The sequence below is a fragment of the Acinetobacter sp. YH01004 genome, assembly GCF_013420455.1.
GTDB lineage: Bacteria > Pseudomonadota > Gammaproteobacteria > Pseudomonadales > Moraxellaceae > Acinetobacter > Acinetobacter towneri.
The window spans coordinates 14079-33514 of record NZ_VOXZ01000016.1 but is presented as its reverse complement, the minus strand read 5'-3'; the positions used below and the strand labels follow the sequence as shown (position 1 = coordinate 33514).

Sequence of the window (19436 nt, the reverse complement as noted above, 5' to 3'; positions counted from 1 at the left end):
CCGAGGCTTTTGTTGTTCTGGCGCTGTCAAATTTCTAGTTTTAGCGGATTGATCATATTCCTTATGATAATTATATGTGATGTAGTTATTATTTTTGTGCTTGGTATCATAGCGTTTAGAGATTTATTTGTAAAACGAAAATTATAAAATTGGTGAATTTATCTACATGGTTTAGAACACTATTTATAGTATTAAAGAAATAATATAAATAAATTCTAAGGCTTATTTAAGCACTTTCTGATTGTTAAAAAATGTAATCATATTGCCAATGTACTTTGTGTTGTTTCTCTGTGAAAAGTACACAATCTGGTAGTTTTTAATAGCTCATTTTCCTTAGGCATGGTTCATAATTTCATAAAGTATGTAAAAAGATGGATGATCGGTTTGGATATCGCAGTGATCGGTAGTGGTATGGCTGGACTGGCTACCGCAAGAATTCTTAAAGATGCAGGGCATAACATTACAATTTTTGAGGCGCTGCCTGGTCGTGGAATGGACAGTCATAGCATCGAATTTGAGGATGGTTTAATTGATGCGCCGTTACGGGTCATGAACCCACATTTGTGGAAAAACACCCTCAGCTTGGCCACACATTTAGGCATTAAAACTTATCCTGTGCGTACTTATATGGCGTGCAGTTGGTTATTTGAAGATCGTACCGAAACTTGGCTGACCACAAGCCGTACCCGTATTGGTAATTTCCCAATCATTAACAACCGTAAAGGCATACAACAATACGGCTGGCGTTTGGTAAAAGGCATGTTGCAGTTAAAAACAGCCATCGCTAAATTTTTCAAATCTAAAAACCAAGACATTACCCTTGCGGAATTTATCAACCGTAACGAAATTGAAGAAGTGTTTTGGCATGGTGCAGTGATGCCAGTGCTTTACACCATTTGTACTTGTGACCCTAAAACCATTGGTGAATGGCCAGCAAAACCATTGTTGGTATTTTTACGCCAATTGACTGATGGTGATGCATTATTGCGTTTACAAGGTGGCACGCCTGCATTGGTTGATAAGTTGATTGAAGGTATTAATATTCAAAGTGGTGCAGCGATTACTCGTGTTCATCAACAAGAAGATGGTGTAATTGTTGAAAATTCTGAGGGTCAGTCGCAAACATTTGACCGTGTGGTGATTGCAACGCCAACCACTAAAGTCCAAGACTTCTTGGACAATCAACAATTTGCAGAAGATATTGAATTGCTTAAACAGTTCAAATTCGAGCAGGGTGATTTGGTGATTCACACTGATCAAACGGTGATGCCGCCAAAACGTAAAGATTGGTCTGTTTTAAGTTATATGATGGATCGTAAATTTACTCGTCAGCAATTTACGGTATGGCTTAACTCGATCGAACCAACTTTGGTCGGTAAATCGCCAGTGTTCCAAACATGGCGTCCAGTTACACCAATTGATCCGAAAAAGATCATTTCAACGGTAACTTTAACCCGCGCTGTGGTGGATTCAAAGACAGTGGCATTAAACAAAGAGTTGCAGCAGCGCCATCACCAAGACAATCGTAAAGTGTTCTTCTGCGGTTCATGGTCGTGCGATGGTTTACCAATTTTAGAATCTGCAGTGACTTCCGCTATGCATATTGCAGAAATTTTTGGTGCACCATTACCGTTTATTGATTTAAAACCACAAGTTGAGGTTGCGCCGCAATTAGGTTATTAAGTTTAGGGTCTGTTGATATTTCATAAATGGTTTGTGCTGTAGGCTAAAACTGAGCAGATCAGGCATGAAACGCAGGGAATAGCGAGACTATTGCCAAGTTTCATAACGCAATCTGAGAAAGTTTTAGCCACAGCCTTTCAGGACAAGCATATTTTTTGCTGCTATTGCGTTATGAGTCAGTCATTTAGAATGACTAAATTTCCTGCCTCATGCCTTATATCAGCTAAAAAATATGCGTTGTCGCAAACATAGATGAATTATCAACAGCCCCTCTTTTTTGAATTAGACTGAGTCAGTATGAAATGGCAACAGGCGATACGACAGCATTTTCCAAAACATAAATATGCCATTCAAGCGGCATATTTGGGAGATACTTCCGCACTGCCGTGGAGCAATTTAGGTTATTGGTCAGATGCAGTGGGATCTGATTATCCCGCTGCATGTCAAAATTTAGCAGCGCATTTGGCCGCAGCAGTGCATTTAAATTCAAAAGATGTTGTACTGGATTTAGGCTGTGGGCAAGGTGCCAGTCTTAAATATTGGTTGGAACACTATCAAATACAACGACTTGAAGCTGTTGAGCTACAAGATCATCATGTGCAGTCGATTCGACAACATTTAAATTCAAATATTAAAATTCACGCTGCTTCATTTTTAAATTTAAAAGCACTTTTTCCACAACCACGTTTTGATGTGGTGTTCTGTATCGATGCAGCATATCACAGTCATTTGAATTCATTTTTAAGTCAGGTCAGTGCGGTTTTGAATTCAAATGGACGTTTGGGCTTTCATTATTTAATTTGGGCAGAACAAGCGCCAACGCATGCGTTCAAACAGCTGCAATATCGTGCCTTATTAAAATCTGCCGCTGTCAATTTTAAAGATCTGATGTCTGAAAGTCAGCTTCGAGCGGTTTTAGAACAGTTTGAATTTAAACAGATTCAGGTGGAAGATTTGTCGGCACAAGTTTTGGCGGGTTTTGCTGACTATGTGAATCAGCATCTCAAGCATCGAGTACAAACGCGAGATACAGACTGGTTTAAAATTGCCATGACCGCACGTTTATGTGCCAAGCTCTATGCGGATGGCTGGATTAAATATGTGCAGGTGAGTGCGGAAAAAGCTTAATCTATCGTAATCAGCTGCTAGATAATGAAGTTTTTCGGTGTTTGGATGTTCATAATTGGCTTTAAATCCCACCCACCACATGAAACTGTTTCGGTAAAATTTTTGCGCCACACGTCAATTGATCCCCGACATAACCCACGGCTTTGTCATCAAAAAGAATATGATCGTGACTTTTTATAATTGTGGACCAACGCTGGCACTTAGGGCAGAAATGTCCATCACCCGCCACTAAAAATAAATTTCCCATTTGAGAAACACGCATTTGATTGGCAAGGATGATTCCACCATGATTGGTCATGGAATGATGCGTTGCAAAGCTTTGAGCCATGAGGTATTCCTTAAACTAGAAAACTTTAGAGAAGCATTGTTTTTTATACTAAATTTTCTAAGACTTATAATTTTAAATTTTTATTTTAATTCACAAAAATATTTTTAAATGTCAGTTTATAAGGATGAAACATCAACAAAATAGACCATCAATATAAAAATACGATCTGAAATATGTGTACAGCATTCTAAATCATAAAATACATTTAACAAGTGAAAAGTCACAATCTTGTATTGCAATTGAAGTTTTGCAGATACATCGAAGCCCTAAATAAATTGGAGATTCGAGCAGCATGAGGAAGATAAAAATATACGTTTATAAAAACAAAAAACCTCATAAATTTTTAATTTATGAGGTTTAATATGGTGCCGGCACACGGATTCGAACTGTGGACCTACTGATTACAAGTCAGTTGCTCTACCAACTGAGCTATGCCGGCGTTGTGTAGAGAATTTTACAGAATTTTTACGTGTGCGCAAGCCAAAAAGTAACCGTTTAATGCATGGCATAGATTTTTTGCAGATTTTGTATGCAGGGTTTTGGCGCGTTACAAACGAGGAAATCACACAGAAGATTTTGTAGGAAATGAGCCCAGCGGGTGGGCTCATTGAAGAAAACAACCTGAAATGAGGTGTGAAAAAGCGATTATTTATTTCTTAAGATACGATCTAAATCCTGTGCACATTCTTCTAAGGTAAAGGCCATATCAAGTTGCATTTGTGGTTTGAGTTCATTTGCGAGCGTTCTCCATTGTTCAATTAGGCGAATGGCTTTTTGAATCTTATGTTTGTTGATGTCTTTGGCGATGGTAGGCGTATATCCTCCACGTTTAGCATTTTTAATTTGTTTGACATAATTTTGGCTGTTATTCATGTTCGCTCCCGAATAGCAGTTATATATGTAAGGCATTTGCATGCTTTTATTATGCTAAAGCTTAATGATGACCCTTTTATGTAGAAAGCTGAGATGACGAAATAAAAATAAAAAAAGGTTTTGATAAAAAACAATAAATTTCTTCACCTCTCCTTTTTTGACGGCATAACTCAGTTGTAGCATAGCGATTGAAGATTGTCTTGACTGCAGAGTAACGCAATGTGTCATGTTTGTTGATTTTTCATCAATAGAGGGATTGAGGATTATCAAAATTGGCGATGGAGATGGTCTTAACTGCAAATTCCGTTTATCGCTTTATCCATTTTACGCTCTAGATAATTGCCAAGTTGCTGATTAGAATAGCGCCACTATAAAAATAGCAACGATAATAACAATGCAAAGTTCACTCTTTGCTGTATTAGAAAAATTTGGCTTAAGCCCTCAACACCGCACAATTCATATCCAGTTTTCTAATTCAGCCTTAAATCATCAGGTCTTTTTGCAGTGCGTTTATGGTCAGCATGCCATCAACCAAGGTTTGCAGATGGATGTCTTATGCCTCTCACCGCATGCAAATTTGCCGTTGAAACAATTTATTGGCAGTCGGGTGGCTGTAGATCAACTCACCGATCAAGGCGAATTATTTCGACATAGCGGCATTATTACTGCAGCAGCGCAAGGGCAAAGTGATGGCACGCTCAGTCTCTATAAATTGCAGATTCAGGATGCAACGGCTTTGTGGCATAAACGCCGCAACAGTCGGGTATTTATGAATAAAACTGTGGTGGAGGTGAGTGAAATTCTGTTTAAAGAATGGCAAGACCGCAGTGCATTATTTGCTGCAAGTTTAAGTTTAGATTTAAGTGGTCTCAGTCAGCGTTATGCAGTTCGACCTCTCATCATACAATCCAACGAAAGCGATTATGAGTTTTTAACCCGTTTGTGGCGTAGCGAAGGCATCAATTGGTTGGTGGATGAAAAACAACCTTGGGTTGAGCATTTTTTAACGCCTATGGATACACAAAAATTAAGACTGATTGAGCAGAATAGTCATTATCAGCCCTTAAAACGTAGACGAGTGGCATTTCAGCGTACAAGTGCAATCGAGCAGCGGGATAGCATTTACACTTGGATGGCACAGCGTAACCTGCAACCCACTGAAGTACAGTTACAACGCTGGCAACCCGATCTTTTGGCACAGGACCAAAATTCAGTACAGTTCACATCGCCCTTACAAAGTAGCACACAAAATAGTGAAGCTTTAAGTTTAGAACAGGCGTGGTGCGTGAGTCCTGCGTGGATGCAAGACTTAACTGGGCAAGATCAGGTGACAGCTGCAAGTACCGAACAATTAGAACAATTGGGACAACAATTGGCTCAGTATTATGATTTGCAGGCAAAATATTTTTCCGCGCAAAGTAATTTACGTGATGCGCAAGTGGGGTATTGGTTTGAATTACACGGGCATGCTGAAATTGATCAACATCCCCAAACTGAACGAGAGTTTTTAATACTGTCCAAACAGTTTTATAACCAAAACAATTTAGCACCTGAATTACAACAGCATTTTTTGAGTCTGCTGCAACAAAGTCAGTGGACATTTCAGTTACCGTTGGAGGGTGATCCTCAACAATTTTGTCAATTGAATTTGATTCGACGACATATTGCGCTCGTTCCAGAGTTTAATCCATTACTGCATCGTCCCGTGGCTTATCCACAGCGCGCTAAAGTGGTTGGACCTGAGGATGAAACCGTGCATGTAGATGCGTGGGGGCGTATTAAAGTTCGGTTTTTATTTACCCGAAGTGATGACCACTTGCATGATGGTGGTGCGGGTGCCAACGACAATGAGAGCGATTCGGCGTGGGTGGATGTACTCACACCGTGGGCAGGTGAGGGTTATGGTGCAAGATTTCACCCACGTATTGGTGAAATTGTGGTGGTGGATTTCTTTGATGGCAATATTGATCGTCCTTTTGTGGTTGGACGTTTACATGAGGCAGAACGACAACAGACACAATTCGATACAGTTGGAACTCTACCCGATACCAAATACTTGAGCGGGATTCGTTCACAAGAAATACGTGGTGCAGGGTTTAACCAACTTCGCTTCAATGACACCACCAAACAATTCAGTGCGCAATTGCAGAGTAGTCATGCTGCGAGTCAGTTGAATTTAGGATATTTGAGCCATCCAATGCGGCAGGAGGATTCAATTGGGCGCGGCGAAGGCTTTGAATTAAGAACTGATCGGTGGGGAGCTGTGCGTGCAGGTGCAGGCTTACTGCTTTCAACTCATCCACAAGCACAGGCACAAGCGTATCATTTAGATGCGAGTCCTGCCAAAAGGCAATTGGAGTCCAGTTTAGCGGCAAGCAAAGGCTTAAGTGAGTTGGCACAAAATCAGCAAACAGATCCTTTGGAAACACTGGAGCATCTCAAAGAATTTTTAAATCAAATTGAACTAGAAGATCAAACTAAAGCGGCAAGTTTTAAGCAGGCGGTTATGATTCTTTGTGCGCCCAACTCAATTGCAGTTTCAACTCAGCAAGATTTACACCTTTCTGCAGATCAACATATTCATCAAAGTGCCGCAGGCAGTATTAATGTTTCTACCCAAAAATCTGTGATTACACATGCACGCGATAAAATCAGTTTATTTGCAGCGGAGCAAGGTATACGTGCTTTTGCAGCCAAGGGTAAAGTCGAAATTCAGGCACAAGATGGTGCTATAGATGCAATTGCACGCCAGAAAATCAAGCTGATTTCTACGGAAGATCGGGTGGAAATTACCAGTCCAAAAGAAATTGTGCTAACGGCAGGTGGTTCACAAATCAAAATTAATTCAAAAGGTGTTTTTGTGAGTACTTCAGCTAAATTTGAGGCGAAAGCAGGACAGCATTGTTTTGAGGGTGGGGAACGGGTGGCAAGCGTCCAATACAGTTTGCCTCAAGCTGAGACTGAATATAGTCATCAAATTGATTATCAGTGGGATGTTGCAACTGAAGATGAGAAAGAGATTTTTGTTGTCGGAAAGCAAGATGGAAGGCTCATTAACACGAATAAAAATATACAAGATGCAAATCAGAGTGTCAGTTCATTAAGATTTTATACGTCAGAAAAAACTGAATTCGTTGCGTTAGGGTTTAATTCATCCTATGTCTATTTAACTCAGTCGGCTGTACAAGATAATAATATTGATGAATTATGGGCTGAAATAGAAGAAGAAACAGAATTAGAAGAAGATGAAGTTTATGCAGAAGAGGATTTAGGCTAATGAGTAATTTAGTCACAATTACATCAAAATTTTATGATCGTTCAGGGCGTCGGGTGATCAACTTAAATGTTATGTCTAGATACCAAGGTTCAAAACGTGAAAATCTTCAGAAAACTGATCTTCATGGGCAGTTTGTATTTCAGGCATCTCCACAAAGAACAGTAGAAATACTGGCAAAACCACCCAATCAAAAAGATTTTACTGTTTTTAAGGTCATTCATACATCTATTGGTTCATCATCACAAGATCCAATAAAAATTCAGTTACCTAAAACAATTGAAGAATATAAACAAAAAGAATTAGGTGAAACCAAAGCTAGAATTGTTACAACTACTTTTAAAGTGGTAGATTGTGCTGGGAAAGTGGTTTCAAATTTTCCTATTCAATCAAGACCTAGAGGGCGGAAAAATGCTTATGAACGATATACCAATGAAAATGGGATCGTGGAGGTATTGTCATCACCACAGCGTGATATTGAAATTTTGGTGTTAACTTCAAATGATCAATTTGTCGTGAAATGTGAGGTAAATTCTAAAAATGGCTCACAGCAGCCGATTTTAATACAACTCGATGAACCATATAGTAATTTCAAAAGCCGATCTGAATTAAAACTAAAAGATAGAACAGGTGAGCAGTTAATTGAAACTCCAACTGATATTGAAATGTTGATGTTGGATACGGGTAAAAAACAGATAATTACCATTTTAAATGGCAGTACTCCATTGTTCAGTATGGTGGGGCAGCGTTTGCAATTTAGAGTATTAAAGCCGAATGGGGATGCTTTAAGCCCTGTGACTTATAGTGCAAAAAGAATGCGTGCAGATGCGGTTGAATTGCGTTTGGATGTGGAGGTTGTTAAAGGTATCACGGCAGAGGGTAGGCCGAGTATTGAGAAAAGTATCAAGTATAATTTAGAGGAGATAGTTTCATTAAGTTTTTTTAAAGCTGTTTATGGCTCTAATAAACTATTTTCTCATCGTGTAATGAAAGGGCGATCGACACATAATACTCCACCTGAAAAATTTGTTATAGAGTTAAACAAAAGCCTAATTAAGCATAATCTTAAAGACAAATTAATGTTATGTCATTTTTTAGCACAAATTTATCATGAGTGTGATCATTTTAATACATTGATTGAGTATGCGAGCGGTAAGGATTATGATATTTCAAATTTTCCACCATCTGTTTGTGATATAAAAAAAAGCCGAGCATGTAGAAGAAGAAAACAAATTTTGGCTGAAGGAAACACATCTTTAGGAGATGGCCCTAAATACAAAGGGCGAGGCTTAATTCAGCTAACTTGGAAAAGTGCGTATAAAAAATATAAAAGCTATTCTGGAATTGACGTGGTTAATAATCCGGAATTACTCTGTGATGATTTATTTCATGCTGTAGATAGCTCAGTCTGGGCTTTTAATGTATTTAAAAATGCTGATAGTTTAATTCACAAAGGATATAAAGATTTAAATGGCACTTATAGTGATAACTATCATTTAAAAGTTGTTGAATCTGTTAGTAGGAGAATAAACGGTGGAAATAATGGTATGGCTGAAAGAAAAAAATTATTTATAAAAATATTAAAAGAGGTTGAGAAAAGAGATGGGTTTAAATAAATTTTATCTATTTTTTTTATTGCTTTTTACTTGTTATGTATCGGCAGAAGAAATATTGATTAAAGAAAAAAATAGTATTTATTATAATGAAAACGGAGAAAATTTCTTATTATTTAATAAAAAAGACTATTGTTTTGATAAAGATGCTTTTTCAGTAGAGTATTTTGGTATTCCTTTAAAAAAATATGTAGTGGTCAATTATACTGAAGACTGTAATCCAAGTGGGCAGTATCGAATATTTGAAATTTCTTCCCTGAAGGCAAAAGAATTTTATTTAAGTCCTTTGTATGATCCTGAATTTATAAATAATCAGATTATTGAAAGGTTCAAAGATGGAGCAATCAGCTACAAAAGAATCTATACATTAAAGTCTGGAAGCTATTCAAGACAAGAGGAATGGAAATCTTTGGCTCCAAACATAAATATAAGTACTTATTTTTTAAATGGTTATAAAGTTTATGTGCTTAAAGATGACTTAGGAAGAGAGATTCAAAATCTGATGATAACTTCTCCTAAAGCATTCTTGTTTGATCGTTATTTTATTCGGAAAAAGTCTTATCTCATCCAAGGGGATCGAGTCAAAATAAACCATATTGCAAAAAACAAAGATAATTTTTTCCTAAGTATTGATTATATTAGTAAAAAAAATGGAGTGGTAAAGGCATATATTATGCTGTCCGATGTTATTTGATGTATAGGATAATCCTCATGAAGTCGCTTTGTAGCAACTTCATGATAGCTTTGATCAACCTTCCAAAACTTCTTCTAGCAGCTCCTCACTTGGGGCAAAGTAATATGCGCCATCCATGGCAGTCACAAAGTGCAATAAACGGTCATGGATGCCATCACCTGAAGTACCAAACATACGTTCTAACATGGCATCAATAATGCTCAAATCTTTGGTATAAGCAATAAAGAATAAACCCTGATCGCCCTGACCATCGCCATAAGGCAGCGAGTGACGCAAAATTTCCATCTCATCGCCTGCATCATCTTCAACGACAGTACGTGAAACGTGCGAATTTTCAGGTTGTACATCTTCATCTAATTCAATCGATTCTAGCTTGGTACGTCCAATCACGTGTTCTTGGGCATCGACTTTGAGCTTTTTCCATTTTTCTAAATCGTGGCAATAGCGCTGTGCAAAAATAAATGAACCATCGGCAAACACGCCTGCATCTTCGCCTAAAAGTGCAACTTCGGCACGATCATCTGGAAATTGTGGATTTTCGGTACCATCAATAAAGCCCGTCATGTCGCGTCCATCAAAATAACGGAAACAGACCCGTTCATCCAAGACCTCAATTTTGTCTTGAATCCCCTCAAAGAATGCCTGACTGAGTGCAAAGCAAATATCCGCACGTGTACTGGCGAGGTGAATGATCACATCGGCAGGCACGACAGGCATTGGGTACGCACCTTGAATTGGTTGTAATTGTTTAAAACCCTCTGGAGATTGCTGATAGAGCTGTGCCCAAAGTTCAGGGCCAAAAGCAACGCCAGTTTTAATTTGGGCATGTGGATGTTGGGTAATCAAACGATCCCGTGTGCTAAACAAGTCAGCCAATTTTTCTTTTAACTCAGTAATGCTTAAGTCTTTTAAACGAAGTACAAGAAAGCGAGCATGATCTGAAGGTAGTGGCAAAATTACAGATTGGGCAGTCATGTATAGCTCCTGAAAATTTGTTGTTTTCTATAAAGTTGACTTTATTGTGCCTGATTGCATGCAGGCTTAATAGCCTGAACCCGATTTTATTCAACGTTTTTAGTCATGAGATTAAGTGAAATATCATATAATGCACTGTCTTGTGAAAAGCGGCGATATATGTCTTATCAAGTTTGGATTGCGTTTATGTTGGCCTGTTGGGTGATTAGTGTTTCACCTGGCGCGGGTGCGATTGCCTCGATGTCGAGTGGTTTGAATTATGGTTTTCGACATGGGTATTGGAATGCGATTGGTCTACAACTCGCTTTATTATTGCAAATCGCGATTGTAGCCGCAGGGGCAGGGGTATTATTTGCGACAACACCTTGGGCATTTCTAATTGTGAAATGGTTTGGTGTGGCATATTTGTTATATCTGGCGTATTTGCAATGGGTAGCGCCTGCACAGTCGATTGAAATTCAGCATGAGTTGACGCGCAAATCTGCTGGAAAATTGGTGATGTACGGCTTTCTGGTTAATATGAGCAATCCCAAAGCAATTGTGTTTTTATTGGCAGTTTTACCGCAATTTTTAGATTTATCTAAACCGCAATGGACGCAATATGCAATTATGGCACTGACCATGATTAGTATTGATTTGATTGTGATGGCGGGCTATACGGGCTTGGCTGCAAAAGTTTTGCGTTTGTTAAGATCACCGAAGCAGCAAAAATTTATGAATCGTACTTTTGCTGCATTGTTTGCAGGTGCTGCGTTTTTGTTGAGTTTGGTGCATCAGTAATGTCTTCAATTACACAAAAGTGTACGCTGTAATTATAAAAATAGATTGAGACATACGTTGAAAATAAAATGTATTCCGCGAGCACTTTATTGGCAACATTGGTGGATCAGCATGTTGCTTTTAAGTTTTTCAACTTTAATTGCAATTGGATTAGCAATTCAGTTTTCAGTAGATAGCGTGTTTTGGCCAATTGCTTTGATGGCACATTTGAGTATCAATTTGATTTTTTCTTTTGTATTTGCCGCCTTGCAAACTTATTTTAAACATACGGTGTGGCAAAGTGTGGTGTTGATTAATATTACGGCTGTGTTGTTGATTGCCATTCATGCAATGTTTTATCTACAAAAGATAGATTGGAATGCTGTTTCAGAAAGTCAGCAGCAATTGAGTCTTTTACAGCAAGTGATTCATAGTGATATAGCACTGTGGATAGCGTATATACTGCCATTTTTGGTCGTAATGCTCATTGCTGCAATACAAAAATATAGATATTCATTAACGAAAAACTAAGCTATCTTTCTGACTTTTTGAACGCTAAAAATCACCGCAAAAATGATCGCCATAGTCATCACAATACTTAAACCTGTCGAAATATTTAAGCCCGCACTTGACCATAAACCTACGCTGACTGCAATTTGCGCCACAATAAATGCCCAAATCACCATTTGTTTAGGCGAGTGAGCCAATAAACGTGCGGTTAAAGCGGGAATCACCAACAATGCGCCCATCAATAAAGAACCGACTGCACGTAAAGCCAATACGGTAAATAATGCCAACAACAACATAAAAATCAGGCGTTGCCATTGGGCATTCACGCCTTCACTGACCGCAATATCAGGGTCAATTGCAATTTGAATTTGTGCCTGCCAAAATTTATACAGCACCGCTAAAGCAACAATAATCACTAGGGCAAATACAGGTAAATCTGCCCATGAAATCGTGAGTAAATCGCCAAATAAATAGCTCAGCAATTCAGGACGCAAACTTGGAATATGCTGAATAAAAAGCAAACCTGAACAGAGCAATGTTGCAGAGCAGAGCGCCAATAATGCATCATTCGGCAACCGTGGATCATGTAAAATCCATAAAACACCCACCAATAATAATGCCAAGAAGGTCACACCCATCCACAGAGGTAAACTCAACGCGCCTGCAATCGCCACACCTAATAAGGTGCCATGCGCCATCGTATCGGCAAAAAAGGACATACGTCGCCACAGCATTAAACAGCCAAGTGGGGCGGTCAAAAATACCAATAAACTGCCCATGATCCATGCAGGTAACAGCAATTGTAGCCAATCCATCATGGGTTAAGCTTCCGGTTCAGGGTGAATATGAGGACGTGAATCATGCTGACAAGGCTCGGCATGATCACCATGTGCGCAGTGTTCATGGTGATGTTGATAAAACACCCGATTGGTTCCAAAAATAGCTTGGTATTCAGGATGTTGCTGTACATTTTCGGGCAAGCCGCTACAGCAAATGTGTTTATTTAAACATACCACACGATGCGTGCCTTGCATGACCCATTGCAAATCATGCGACACCATCAATACCGCACAGCCATATTTGCTGGGTAAGTTGCGCACATAGTCATACAGTTCAGCTTCGGACTGAATATCTAGTCCTTGCATCGGCTCATCCAGTACTAAAACATCAGGTTGACGTAATAAGGCGCGTGCCAATAGCACCCGTTGCCGCTCACCACCAGACAGTTGTTGTACTTTTGAATCTTGCAGTTTGGCAATGCCAGTATCGCGGATAATTTCTGCTTTAATTGCGTCTGGGCATTTTTCTAAAGCCAGTAAATCTTTCACTCTTAAAGGCAAGCTGTGTGAAGGATTAAACTTTTGCGGCACATAAGAAAAGGTCAATTTGCGAGCATTTACGAGCTTGCCTGCATTTGGTTTGACAATGCCAAGCAAGACTTTAATTAGAGTCGATTTTCCTGCGCCATTGGGGCCAATTAGCGTGACAATTTCATGTGCATGCAATTCAAAATCGACATTTTTTAAAATATCGCGCTCATCTATTCGCACCTGAATATTGTGCAAGGCGATGAGCGGTGCAGTGGTTATTTGCTGTTGCACTGCTGACATTTTCCAGAAATCTCAATAATGCTGTGATGCGGGCTAAAGCGGTCAGAGGCTGCCAACTGATCTAATTGCTCTAATAAACCTTGCGCTGAAGCTTCTTTAACGACTTTACATTCAGTACAGATCAAAAAAGCCGCTTGGTGTCCTTCACGTGGATGACAGCAAGGAATATAGGCATTGATTGAAGTCAAACGGTGAATTAGTCCTTTTTCCAGTAAAAAATCCAAAGTACGGTACACCGTTGGCGGTGCTGCAGGACGATCAGACTCACTTTTAATTTTCGCCAATAAATCATAAGCACCCATTGGTGCAGATGCCTTGAGAATGAGTTCCAACACTTCTTTACGTAGCGGTGTTAAACGAGCACCTGTTGCCGCACATAAACTTTCAGCTTCGGCAAGACGTTGATCGACATTGTGATGGTCGTGAACGCCATGTAATGCATTGTGATGCTCGTGCGAACATAAGCTCATAGCCACCCCAGTTGAACTTTAAAAGAAAAACGACAGTAAATCTTAGCATGAAGCGTTATTAGTTTCGATTATACGTAGGTATTTTTATAAATTTGTTATATTATAACATTTGTCGATTTTTCGTGATATGCCGCAATGTTTCGTTTATTTAGTTTCTGTCTTTTAGCGTTATGCAGTACTGTCAGCATGGCGCAGGCTTTGGTGGTGTCTACCCATCCTATCTATTTGATTGCCCAAAAAGTCACGCAAAATATCGAAACACCCACGTTATTACTGGCAGATCAAACAGGGCATGATGTATCGCTCACGCCTGCACATCGAAAAATCATCCAAGATGCGGATTTAATTATTTGGCTAGGTAAGGCGCATGAAGCACCGCTAGAACGTGTATTACATCAAAATCCTAAAGCGATTGCTTTATTAGATACGGGCATTATGAAAACTTTGCCGCAGCGTTCAGAACGTGGTGCAGCATTAAAAAATACAGTAGACAGCCATGTCTGGCTAGACCCAAACAATGCGGTGCGTATCGGCTTCTTTATTGCCGCGTTACGTTCTCAGCAAATGCCTGAACATCGCGATGCTTATTGGAACAACGCACGTGCCTTCGCACAGAGTTTATTCAAAAGTGCAAGTCGGTTTCAGACTCAAACTGCAGTACAGCCATATTGGGCTTATCACGATGCCTATCAATATTTAGAACGTGCCTTAAATTTAGAATTTTCTGGGTCGATGACCAATGATCCGCATATTGCGCCAACAGTCGCACAAATTAAATATTTGAACGATCACCGACCAAATCCAAAAATGTGCCTACTTGCAGAAGGACATGCCAGTAAAAATCAGTATATGAAATTGAATCCAATTGTGTTTCAAAAGGTCGATGAAAGCATGCGCGGTGCAGATGATTTTGTGCAAGCGTGGCAGCAATTAGCCAAGCAAACCAAGGCTTGTGTATTAAATGCACGAAAATGATGCGTTTTTTAAGCAAAATTGAAATATGACAATTCCGAGACAAACATGCAAAAAAACACGACTAAGGTCGGGAAACGATTGCATGTTCAGGGGGCTAACTCTATAATGCCTGCGATAAAAAACGATCATCAGTTGAACTTGTCAAGCATTAATGCTGTGAGTGGATAAAAAAATGAGCCGAACTAGTCGCTTGATTGACCGACGATTAGCTAAAGCTTTGGTCTTCTTACAAGCATTCATGATTCCAGTTTCAGCCCTGATAGCGTGGGTCTTGAAAGACTCAACGGCTGCCTTAAGCGCTGCACTTGGTGCTAGTGTTTGTTGGTTGGCAAGTTGTTATTTTTCATGGCAGTCGTTTCGAGCAGCAGGTGCACGAGCGTCCAGACAGGTTCTTTCGAACATGTATAGAGGAATGCTCGGTAAGTTTGCAATCGTGATCGTAGGATTCATTTTAATTTTAAGCAATGTACAGCCGTTATCCCCGGTGGCATTGTTTTGTGGTTTTATGCTCGTTCAAAGCATGTCGTGGGTTGCGCCATTTTGGGTGTCACGATTACAAAAACGAGTCTAAACGCAGCAAAAATTGAAAAGTTTTTCAGGAATAGGCGAGATATCAAGCAGCACGCGATGTTCGTTTGTTCTATTAGTTTTTTTACATTGACCAGGTGTGATTTATGGCTGCTGAAGAACATGCCCTTACTTCGACCGAGTATATCAAGCATCACTTGACCAATATGACCTATGGCAAAATGCCAGACGGTTCATGGAAGTTGGCTGAGTCTGCTGAAGAAGCTCAACAGATGGGGTTCACTGCTATTCACTTGGATTCAATGGGTTGGTCTATCGGACTTGGTCTGATCTTCTGTTTATTGTTCTGGATTGTTGCGAAAGCTGCAAATTCAGGCGTGCCTGGTAAATTCCAGTCAGTAATTGAAGTGATTATCGAGTTTGTGGATTCAAGTGTACGTGATACCTTCCATGGGAAGTCTCGATTAATTGCACCCTTAGCATTAACCATTTTCGTGTGGATTTTCCTCATGAACTTGATGGATTTAATCCCTGTTGACTTTATTCCTTATGTAGCTCAACAGGCGATTGCATCTATGCTGGGTGTGGACCCTCATCAGGTTTACTTTAAAATTGTTCCGACTACAGATCCAAACATTACCTTAGGTATGTCTATTTCTGTATTCTTCTTAATTATTTTCTATAGTATTCGTGAGAAAGGTGTTGGCGGCTTCGTTGGTGAGTTGGCACTTAACCCATTCAACCCAAGTAATCCAGTTGCTAAAGTGCTTTTAATTCCATTCAACTTATTGTTGGAATTAACTACTTTCTTGGCGCGACCAGTTTCATTGGCTCTACGACTGTTCGGTAACATGTATGCGGGTGAGTTAATCTTCATTCTTATCGCGTTATTACCGTTCTGGATCCAGTGGGCATTGTCTGTGCCTTGGGCGATTTTCCACATTTTGATTATTACGCTACAAGCATTCATTTTCATGATGTTGACTATCGTGTACATGAGCATGGCAAGCGAAAAGCATTAATGGTATGGCCTAACTGTCATCGGGCGGTTGGGCACACAATTTTTTAACTTAATTTGGTATAAAACCTAACCTCTGAGGAATTATCATGGAACTCACTTTAGGTCTAGTTGCAATTGCATCTGCTATCTTGATCGCTTTCGGTGCTTTAGGTACTGCGATTGGTTTTGGTCTTTTAGGCGGTCGCTTCCTTGAAGCTGTTGCTCGTCAACCAGAATTGGCTCCACAACTTCAAACTCGTATGTTCTTAATCGCAGGTCTTCTTGATGCTGTGCCTATGATCGGTGTTGGTATTGGCTTGTTCTTCATCTTCGCTAATCCATTTGTAGGTTAATCAGCTTAATTCCGAAATTCACTATTTGAGGAATTTGCAATGAATATCAACCTCACATTGTTTGGCCAAGCGATTGCATTTGCGATTTTCGTCGCATTCTGCATGAAGTTTGTATGGCCACCACTAATCAATGCGATTAGTGAGCGTCAGCGTCGTATTGCTGACGGCTTAAATGCAGCTGAGAAAGCCAAAGCTGATCTTGCCGATGCGCAAGCTCAAGTGAAAGCTGAATTAGATGCAGCTAAAGCACAAGCGGCTCAATTGATCGAACAAGCGAATCGTCGTGCAGCACAATTGGTAGAAGAAGCGCGTACCCAAGCATCTGCTGAAGGTGAGCGTATTCGTCAACAAGCGAAAGAAGCTGTTGATACAGAAATCAATTCTGCTCGCGAAGAATTACGTCAACAAGTAGCTGCGCTTGCAGTAACTGGTGCAGAGAAAATTCTTAGCCAGCAAGTTGACGCAGAAGCTCACAATGCCATGCTGACTCAGCTGGCTGCTAAACTTTAAGAGAGAGGCAGATTATGGCTGAACTCTTGACGTTGGCACGCCCATACGCTAAAGCAGCATTTGCTTACGCTTCTGAGCAAGGTGCAACTGACAATTGGTCAACAGCACTTAACTTGCTCAGTGCTGCGGTGCAAGACGAAGCATTTTCAGCTTACTTAAATCGCCCTGAGCTTACGCCTGCTGAGCAGGTGAGTATTTTTGCCAAAGTTTTAGGTGAAGACCAAACTGCAGCAGTGTCAAACTTTTTGACATTGCTTGCTGAAAACAACCGTTTGGCTTTGCTTCCTGAAATTCAAGCAGAATACGAACAGCTCAAATCACAGAATAACAATACTGTGGATGTTGTGATTGAATCAGCATTCCCATTGACTTCTGTACAAGAACAAATTCTTGCTCAAGCGTTAGAAAAACGTTTCGCTGCGGCAGTAAATGTTTCTGTAGAAGTGAACCCAGCGTTAATTGCGGGTGTGGTTATTCGTGCAGGCGACCAAGTGATAGATGATTCTGCGCTTAACAAGCTTGAAAAAATGCGGACACGTCTTTTAGCTTAATTGCGAAGACTGAACTAATAAAAGATTGAGGTATAGCGCAATGCAACAACTGAATCCATCCGAGATCAGTGCGCTCATTAAACAGCGTATCGGCGATCTGGACACCAGCGCGACCGCTAAAAACGAAGGTACCATTGTTATGGTATCCGACGGTATTGTGCGCATTCACGGCCTTGCTGATGCAATGTACGGTGAAATGATCGAATTCGACGGCGGCTTATTTGGTATGGCACTGAACCTAGAACAGGATTCAGTGGGCGTCGTTGTTTTAGGTAACTACTTAAGCCTTCAAGAAGGTCAAAAAGCACGTTGCACAGGTCGTGTATTAGAAGTTCCGGTTGGTCCAGAACTTTTAGGCCGTGTGGTAGATGCTTTGGGTAACCCAATTGATGGTAAAGGCCCTATTGATGCAAAATTAACTGATGCTGTAGAAAAAGTAGCACCAGGCGTAATTTGGCGTCAATCAGTGGATCAACCTGTTCAAACTGGTTATAAATCAGTTGATACCATGATCCCTGTAGGCCGTGGTCAACGTGAGTTGATCATTGGTGACCGTCAAACTGGTAAAACAGCAATGGCGATCGATGCGATCATCGCTCAGAAAAACTCTGGCATTAAGTGTGTATACGTAGCAATTGGTCAAAAACAATCGACTATCGCAAACGTAGTACGTAAGCTAGAAGAAACTGGCGCTATGGCGTATACCACTGTTGTCGCAGCAGGTGCATCTGATCCAGCAGCAATGCTGTATTTAGCTCCGTACTCTGGTTGTACAATGGGTGAATACTACCGTGACCGTGGTGAAGACGCGTTAATCATTTATGATGACTTGTCTAAGCAAGCTGTTGCGTATCGTCAAATTTCATTGCTTTTACGTCGTCCACCAGGTCGTGAAGCGTATCCAGGTGACGTGTTCTATCTACACTCGCGTCTACTTGAGCGTGCTTCTCGTGTATCTGCTGACTACGTTGAGAAATTCACTAACGGTGAAGTTAAAGGTCAAACTGGTTCTTTAACTGCATTGCCGATTATTGAAACTCAAGCAGGTGACGTATCTGCATTCGTACCAACCAACGTAATTTCGATTACAGATGGTCAGATCTTCTTAGAAACATCATTATTCAACGCGGGTATCCGTCCTGCTGTGAACGCGGGTATTTCTGTATCGCGTGTTGGTGGTTCTGCTCAAACTAAGATCATCAAAAAATTGTCTGGTGGTATCCGTACCGCTTTGGCGCAATACCGTGAATTGGCAGCGTTTGCTCAGTTCGCTTCTGACCTTGACGAAGCAACTCGTAAGCAACTTGAACATGGTCAACGTGTAACTGAGTTAATGAAGCAGAAACAATATGCGCCATACTCAATTGCTGACCAAGCTGTTTCAGTTTATGCATCTAACGAAGGCTACATGGCTGACGTAGAAGTGAAGAAAATCGTAGACTTTGATGCTGCGTTAATTTCTTACTTCCGTTCAGAACATGCTGCGTTAATGCAACAAATCGATGAAACTGGTGATTTCAACAAAGACATCGAAGCTGCAATCAAAGCAGGTATTGAAAGCTTTAAAGCGACTCAAACTTACTAATTTAGCATTGGCTAGTT

19 protein-coding genes, 1 tRNA gene and 1 pseudogene are annotated in these 19436 nt (G+C 40.2%); 14 read left to right on the top strand and 7 right to left on the bottom strand.

Features of this window, described 5'->3' with window-relative positions:
• Positions 1-375: 375 nt before the first annotated feature.
• Positions 376-1683, top strand: a complete 1308-nt coding sequence (locus FTT71_RS10965; RefSeq protein WP_004970183.1) for an FAD-dependent oxidoreductase — start codon at positions 376-378, stop codon at positions 1681-1683.
• Between the two features lie 297 nt (positions 1684-1980).
• Positions 1981-2811 carry a cyclopropane-fatty-acyl-phospholipid synthase family protein gene (locus FTT71_RS10960; protein WP_154321174.1) on the top strand — a complete coding sequence of 277 codons (831 nt, stop codon included), beginning with the start codon at positions 1981-1983 and terminating at the stop codon, positions 2809-2811.
• A 70-nt stretch (positions 2812-2881) separates the two neighbouring features.
• Here FTT71_RS10960 and FTT71_RS10955 read toward each other — a convergent pair.
• The 3 genes and pseudogenes from FTT71_RS10955 to FTT71_RS10945 all read right to left on the bottom strand — a co-directional run.
• Positions 2882-3139 (bottom strand): annotated as a pseudogene (locus FTT71_RS10955) (PAAR domain-containing protein); the annotation flags it as partial.
• A 363-nt stretch (positions 3140-3502) separates the two neighbouring features.
• Positions 3503-3578, bottom strand: a tRNA-Thr gene (locus FTT71_RS10950).
• Between the two features lie 206 nt (positions 3579-3784).
• Complete coding sequence (locus FTT71_RS10945) at positions 3785-4012, bottom strand: hypothetical protein (RefSeq protein ID WP_004970172.1); 228 nt, start codon at positions 4010-4012, stop codon at positions 3785-3787.
• 394 nt (positions 4013-4406) lie between these two features.
• Between FTT71_RS10945 and FTT71_RS10940 the strand changes: the two genes are divergently transcribed.
• The 3 genes from FTT71_RS10940 to FTT71_RS10930 are packed head-to-tail and all read left to right on the top strand — an operon-like array spanning position 4407 to position 9593.
• Entirely contained in the window at positions 4407-7289 is a 2883-nt protein-coding gene (locus tag FTT71_RS10940; protein ID WP_180079809.1) for a type VI secretion system Vgr family protein, read from the top strand.
• Complete coding sequence (locus tag FTT71_RS10935; RefSeq protein WP_131261260.1) at positions 7289-8902, top strand: glycoside hydrolase family 19 protein; 1614 nt, start codon at positions 7289-7291, stop codon at positions 8900-8902. Before FTT71_RS10940 ends, FTT71_RS10935 begins: the two co-directional genes overlap by 1 nt.
• Positions 8889-9593, top strand: coding sequence for a hypothetical protein (locus tag FTT71_RS10930; RefSeq protein WP_004970164.1), 705 nt, complete (start codon positions 8889-8891; stop codon positions 9591-9593). The genes FTT71_RS10935 and FTT71_RS10930 overlap by 14 nt, the downstream gene beginning before the upstream one ends.
• Positions 9594-9647: 54 nt before the next feature.
• Here FTT71_RS10930 and FTT71_RS10925 read toward each other — a convergent pair whose 3' ends face one another.
• Positions 9648-10568: a Dyp-type peroxidase gene (locus FTT71_RS10925; RefSeq protein ID WP_180160950.1), complete on the bottom strand. Its 921-nt coding sequence runs from the start codon at positions 10566-10568 to the stop codon at positions 9648-9650.
• Positions 10569-10727: 159 nt separating this feature from the next.
• On the opposite strand from FTT71_RS10925, the gene FTT71_RS10920 reads away from it, so the two are divergent.
• Positions 10728-11348 (top strand): LysE family transporter, encoded by a 621-nt coding sequence (locus FTT71_RS10920; RefSeq protein WP_154321171.1) that lies wholly within the window; start codon positions 10728-10730, stop codon positions 11346-11348.
• A 111-nt stretch (positions 11349-11459) separates the two neighbouring features.
• A complete protein-coding gene (locus FTT71_RS10915) occupies positions 11460-11858 on the top strand; it encodes a hypothetical protein (RefSeq protein ID WP_136144785.1) in 399 nt (132 codons plus the stop codon).
• Here FTT71_RS10915 and znuB read toward each other — a convergent pair.
• From znuB to FTT71_RS10900, 3 genes are read right to left on the bottom strand one after another with little or no spacing between them, the layout of a single operon-like run.
• On the bottom strand, positions 11855-12655 hold the full coding sequence (gene znuB, locus FTT71_RS10910) for a zinc ABC transporter permease subunit ZnuB (protein ID WP_004970154.1): 801 nt from the start codon (positions 12653-12655) through the stop codon (positions 11855-11857). The genes FTT71_RS10915 and znuB overlap by 4 nt on opposite strands.
• 3 nt (positions 12656-12658) lie before the next feature.
• Positions 12659-13447 carry a zinc ABC transporter ATP-binding protein ZnuC gene (znuC, locus tag FTT71_RS10905; protein WP_004970152.1) on the bottom strand — a complete coding sequence of 263 codons (789 nt, stop codon included), beginning with the start codon at positions 13445-13447 and terminating at the stop codon, positions 12659-12661.
• Positions 13423-13917 carry a transcriptional repressor gene (locus FTT71_RS10900; protein ID WP_004970151.1) on the bottom strand — a complete coding sequence of 165 codons (495 nt, stop codon included), beginning with the start codon at positions 13915-13917 and terminating at the stop codon, positions 13423-13425. The genes znuC and FTT71_RS10900 overlap by 25 nt, the downstream gene beginning before the upstream one ends.
• 135 nt (positions 13918-14052) lie before the next feature.
• Between FTT71_RS10900 and FTT71_RS10895 the strand changes: the two genes are divergently transcribed.
• The 7 genes from FTT71_RS10895 (at position 14053) to atpA (ending at position 19419) form a co-directional block, all read left to right on the top strand.
• Positions 14053-14892 carry a metal ABC transporter solute-binding protein, Zn/Mn family gene (locus FTT71_RS10895; RefSeq protein WP_180160949.1) on the top strand — a complete coding sequence of 280 codons (840 nt, stop codon included), beginning with the start codon at positions 14053-14055 and terminating at the stop codon, positions 14890-14892.
• Between the two features lie 172 nt (positions 14893-15064).
• Positions 15065-15463, top strand: coding sequence for an ATP synthase subunit I (locus FTT71_RS10890; RefSeq protein WP_004970147.1), 399 nt, complete (start codon positions 15065-15067; stop codon positions 15461-15463).
• A 103-nt stretch (positions 15464-15566) separates the two neighbouring features.
• Complete coding sequence (gene atpB, locus FTT71_RS10885) at positions 15567-16442, top strand: F0F1 ATP synthase subunit A (RefSeq protein ID WP_004970145.1); 876 nt, start codon at positions 15567-15569, stop codon at positions 16440-16442.
• An 85-nt stretch (positions 16443-16527) separates the two neighbouring features.
• The gene (gene atpE, locus FTT71_RS10880; protein WP_000424060.1) at positions 16528-16773 is read left to right on the top strand and encodes a F0F1 ATP synthase subunit C; all 246 of its coding nucleotides are present in this window, start codon (positions 16528-16530) and stop codon (positions 16771-16773) included.
• A 39-nt stretch (positions 16774-16812) separates the two neighbouring features.
• Positions 16813-17283 carry a F0F1 ATP synthase subunit B gene (locus FTT71_RS10875; protein WP_004970142.1) on the top strand — a complete coding sequence of 157 codons (471 nt, stop codon included), beginning with the start codon at positions 16813-16815 and terminating at the stop codon, positions 17281-17283.
• A 14-nt stretch (positions 17284-17297) separates the two neighbouring features.
• Positions 17298-17834: a F0F1 ATP synthase subunit delta gene (locus FTT71_RS10870; RefSeq protein ID WP_004970141.1), complete on the top strand. Its 537-nt coding sequence runs from the start codon at positions 17298-17300 to the stop codon at positions 17832-17834.
• A 40-nt stretch (positions 17835-17874) separates the two neighbouring features.
• The gene (gene atpA / locus FTT71_RS10865) at positions 17875-19419 is read left to right on the top strand and encodes a F0F1 ATP synthase subunit alpha (protein WP_004970138.1); all 1545 of its coding nucleotides are present in this window, start codon (positions 17875-17877) and stop codon (positions 19417-19419) included.
• Positions 19420-19436 lie beyond the last annotated feature (17 nt).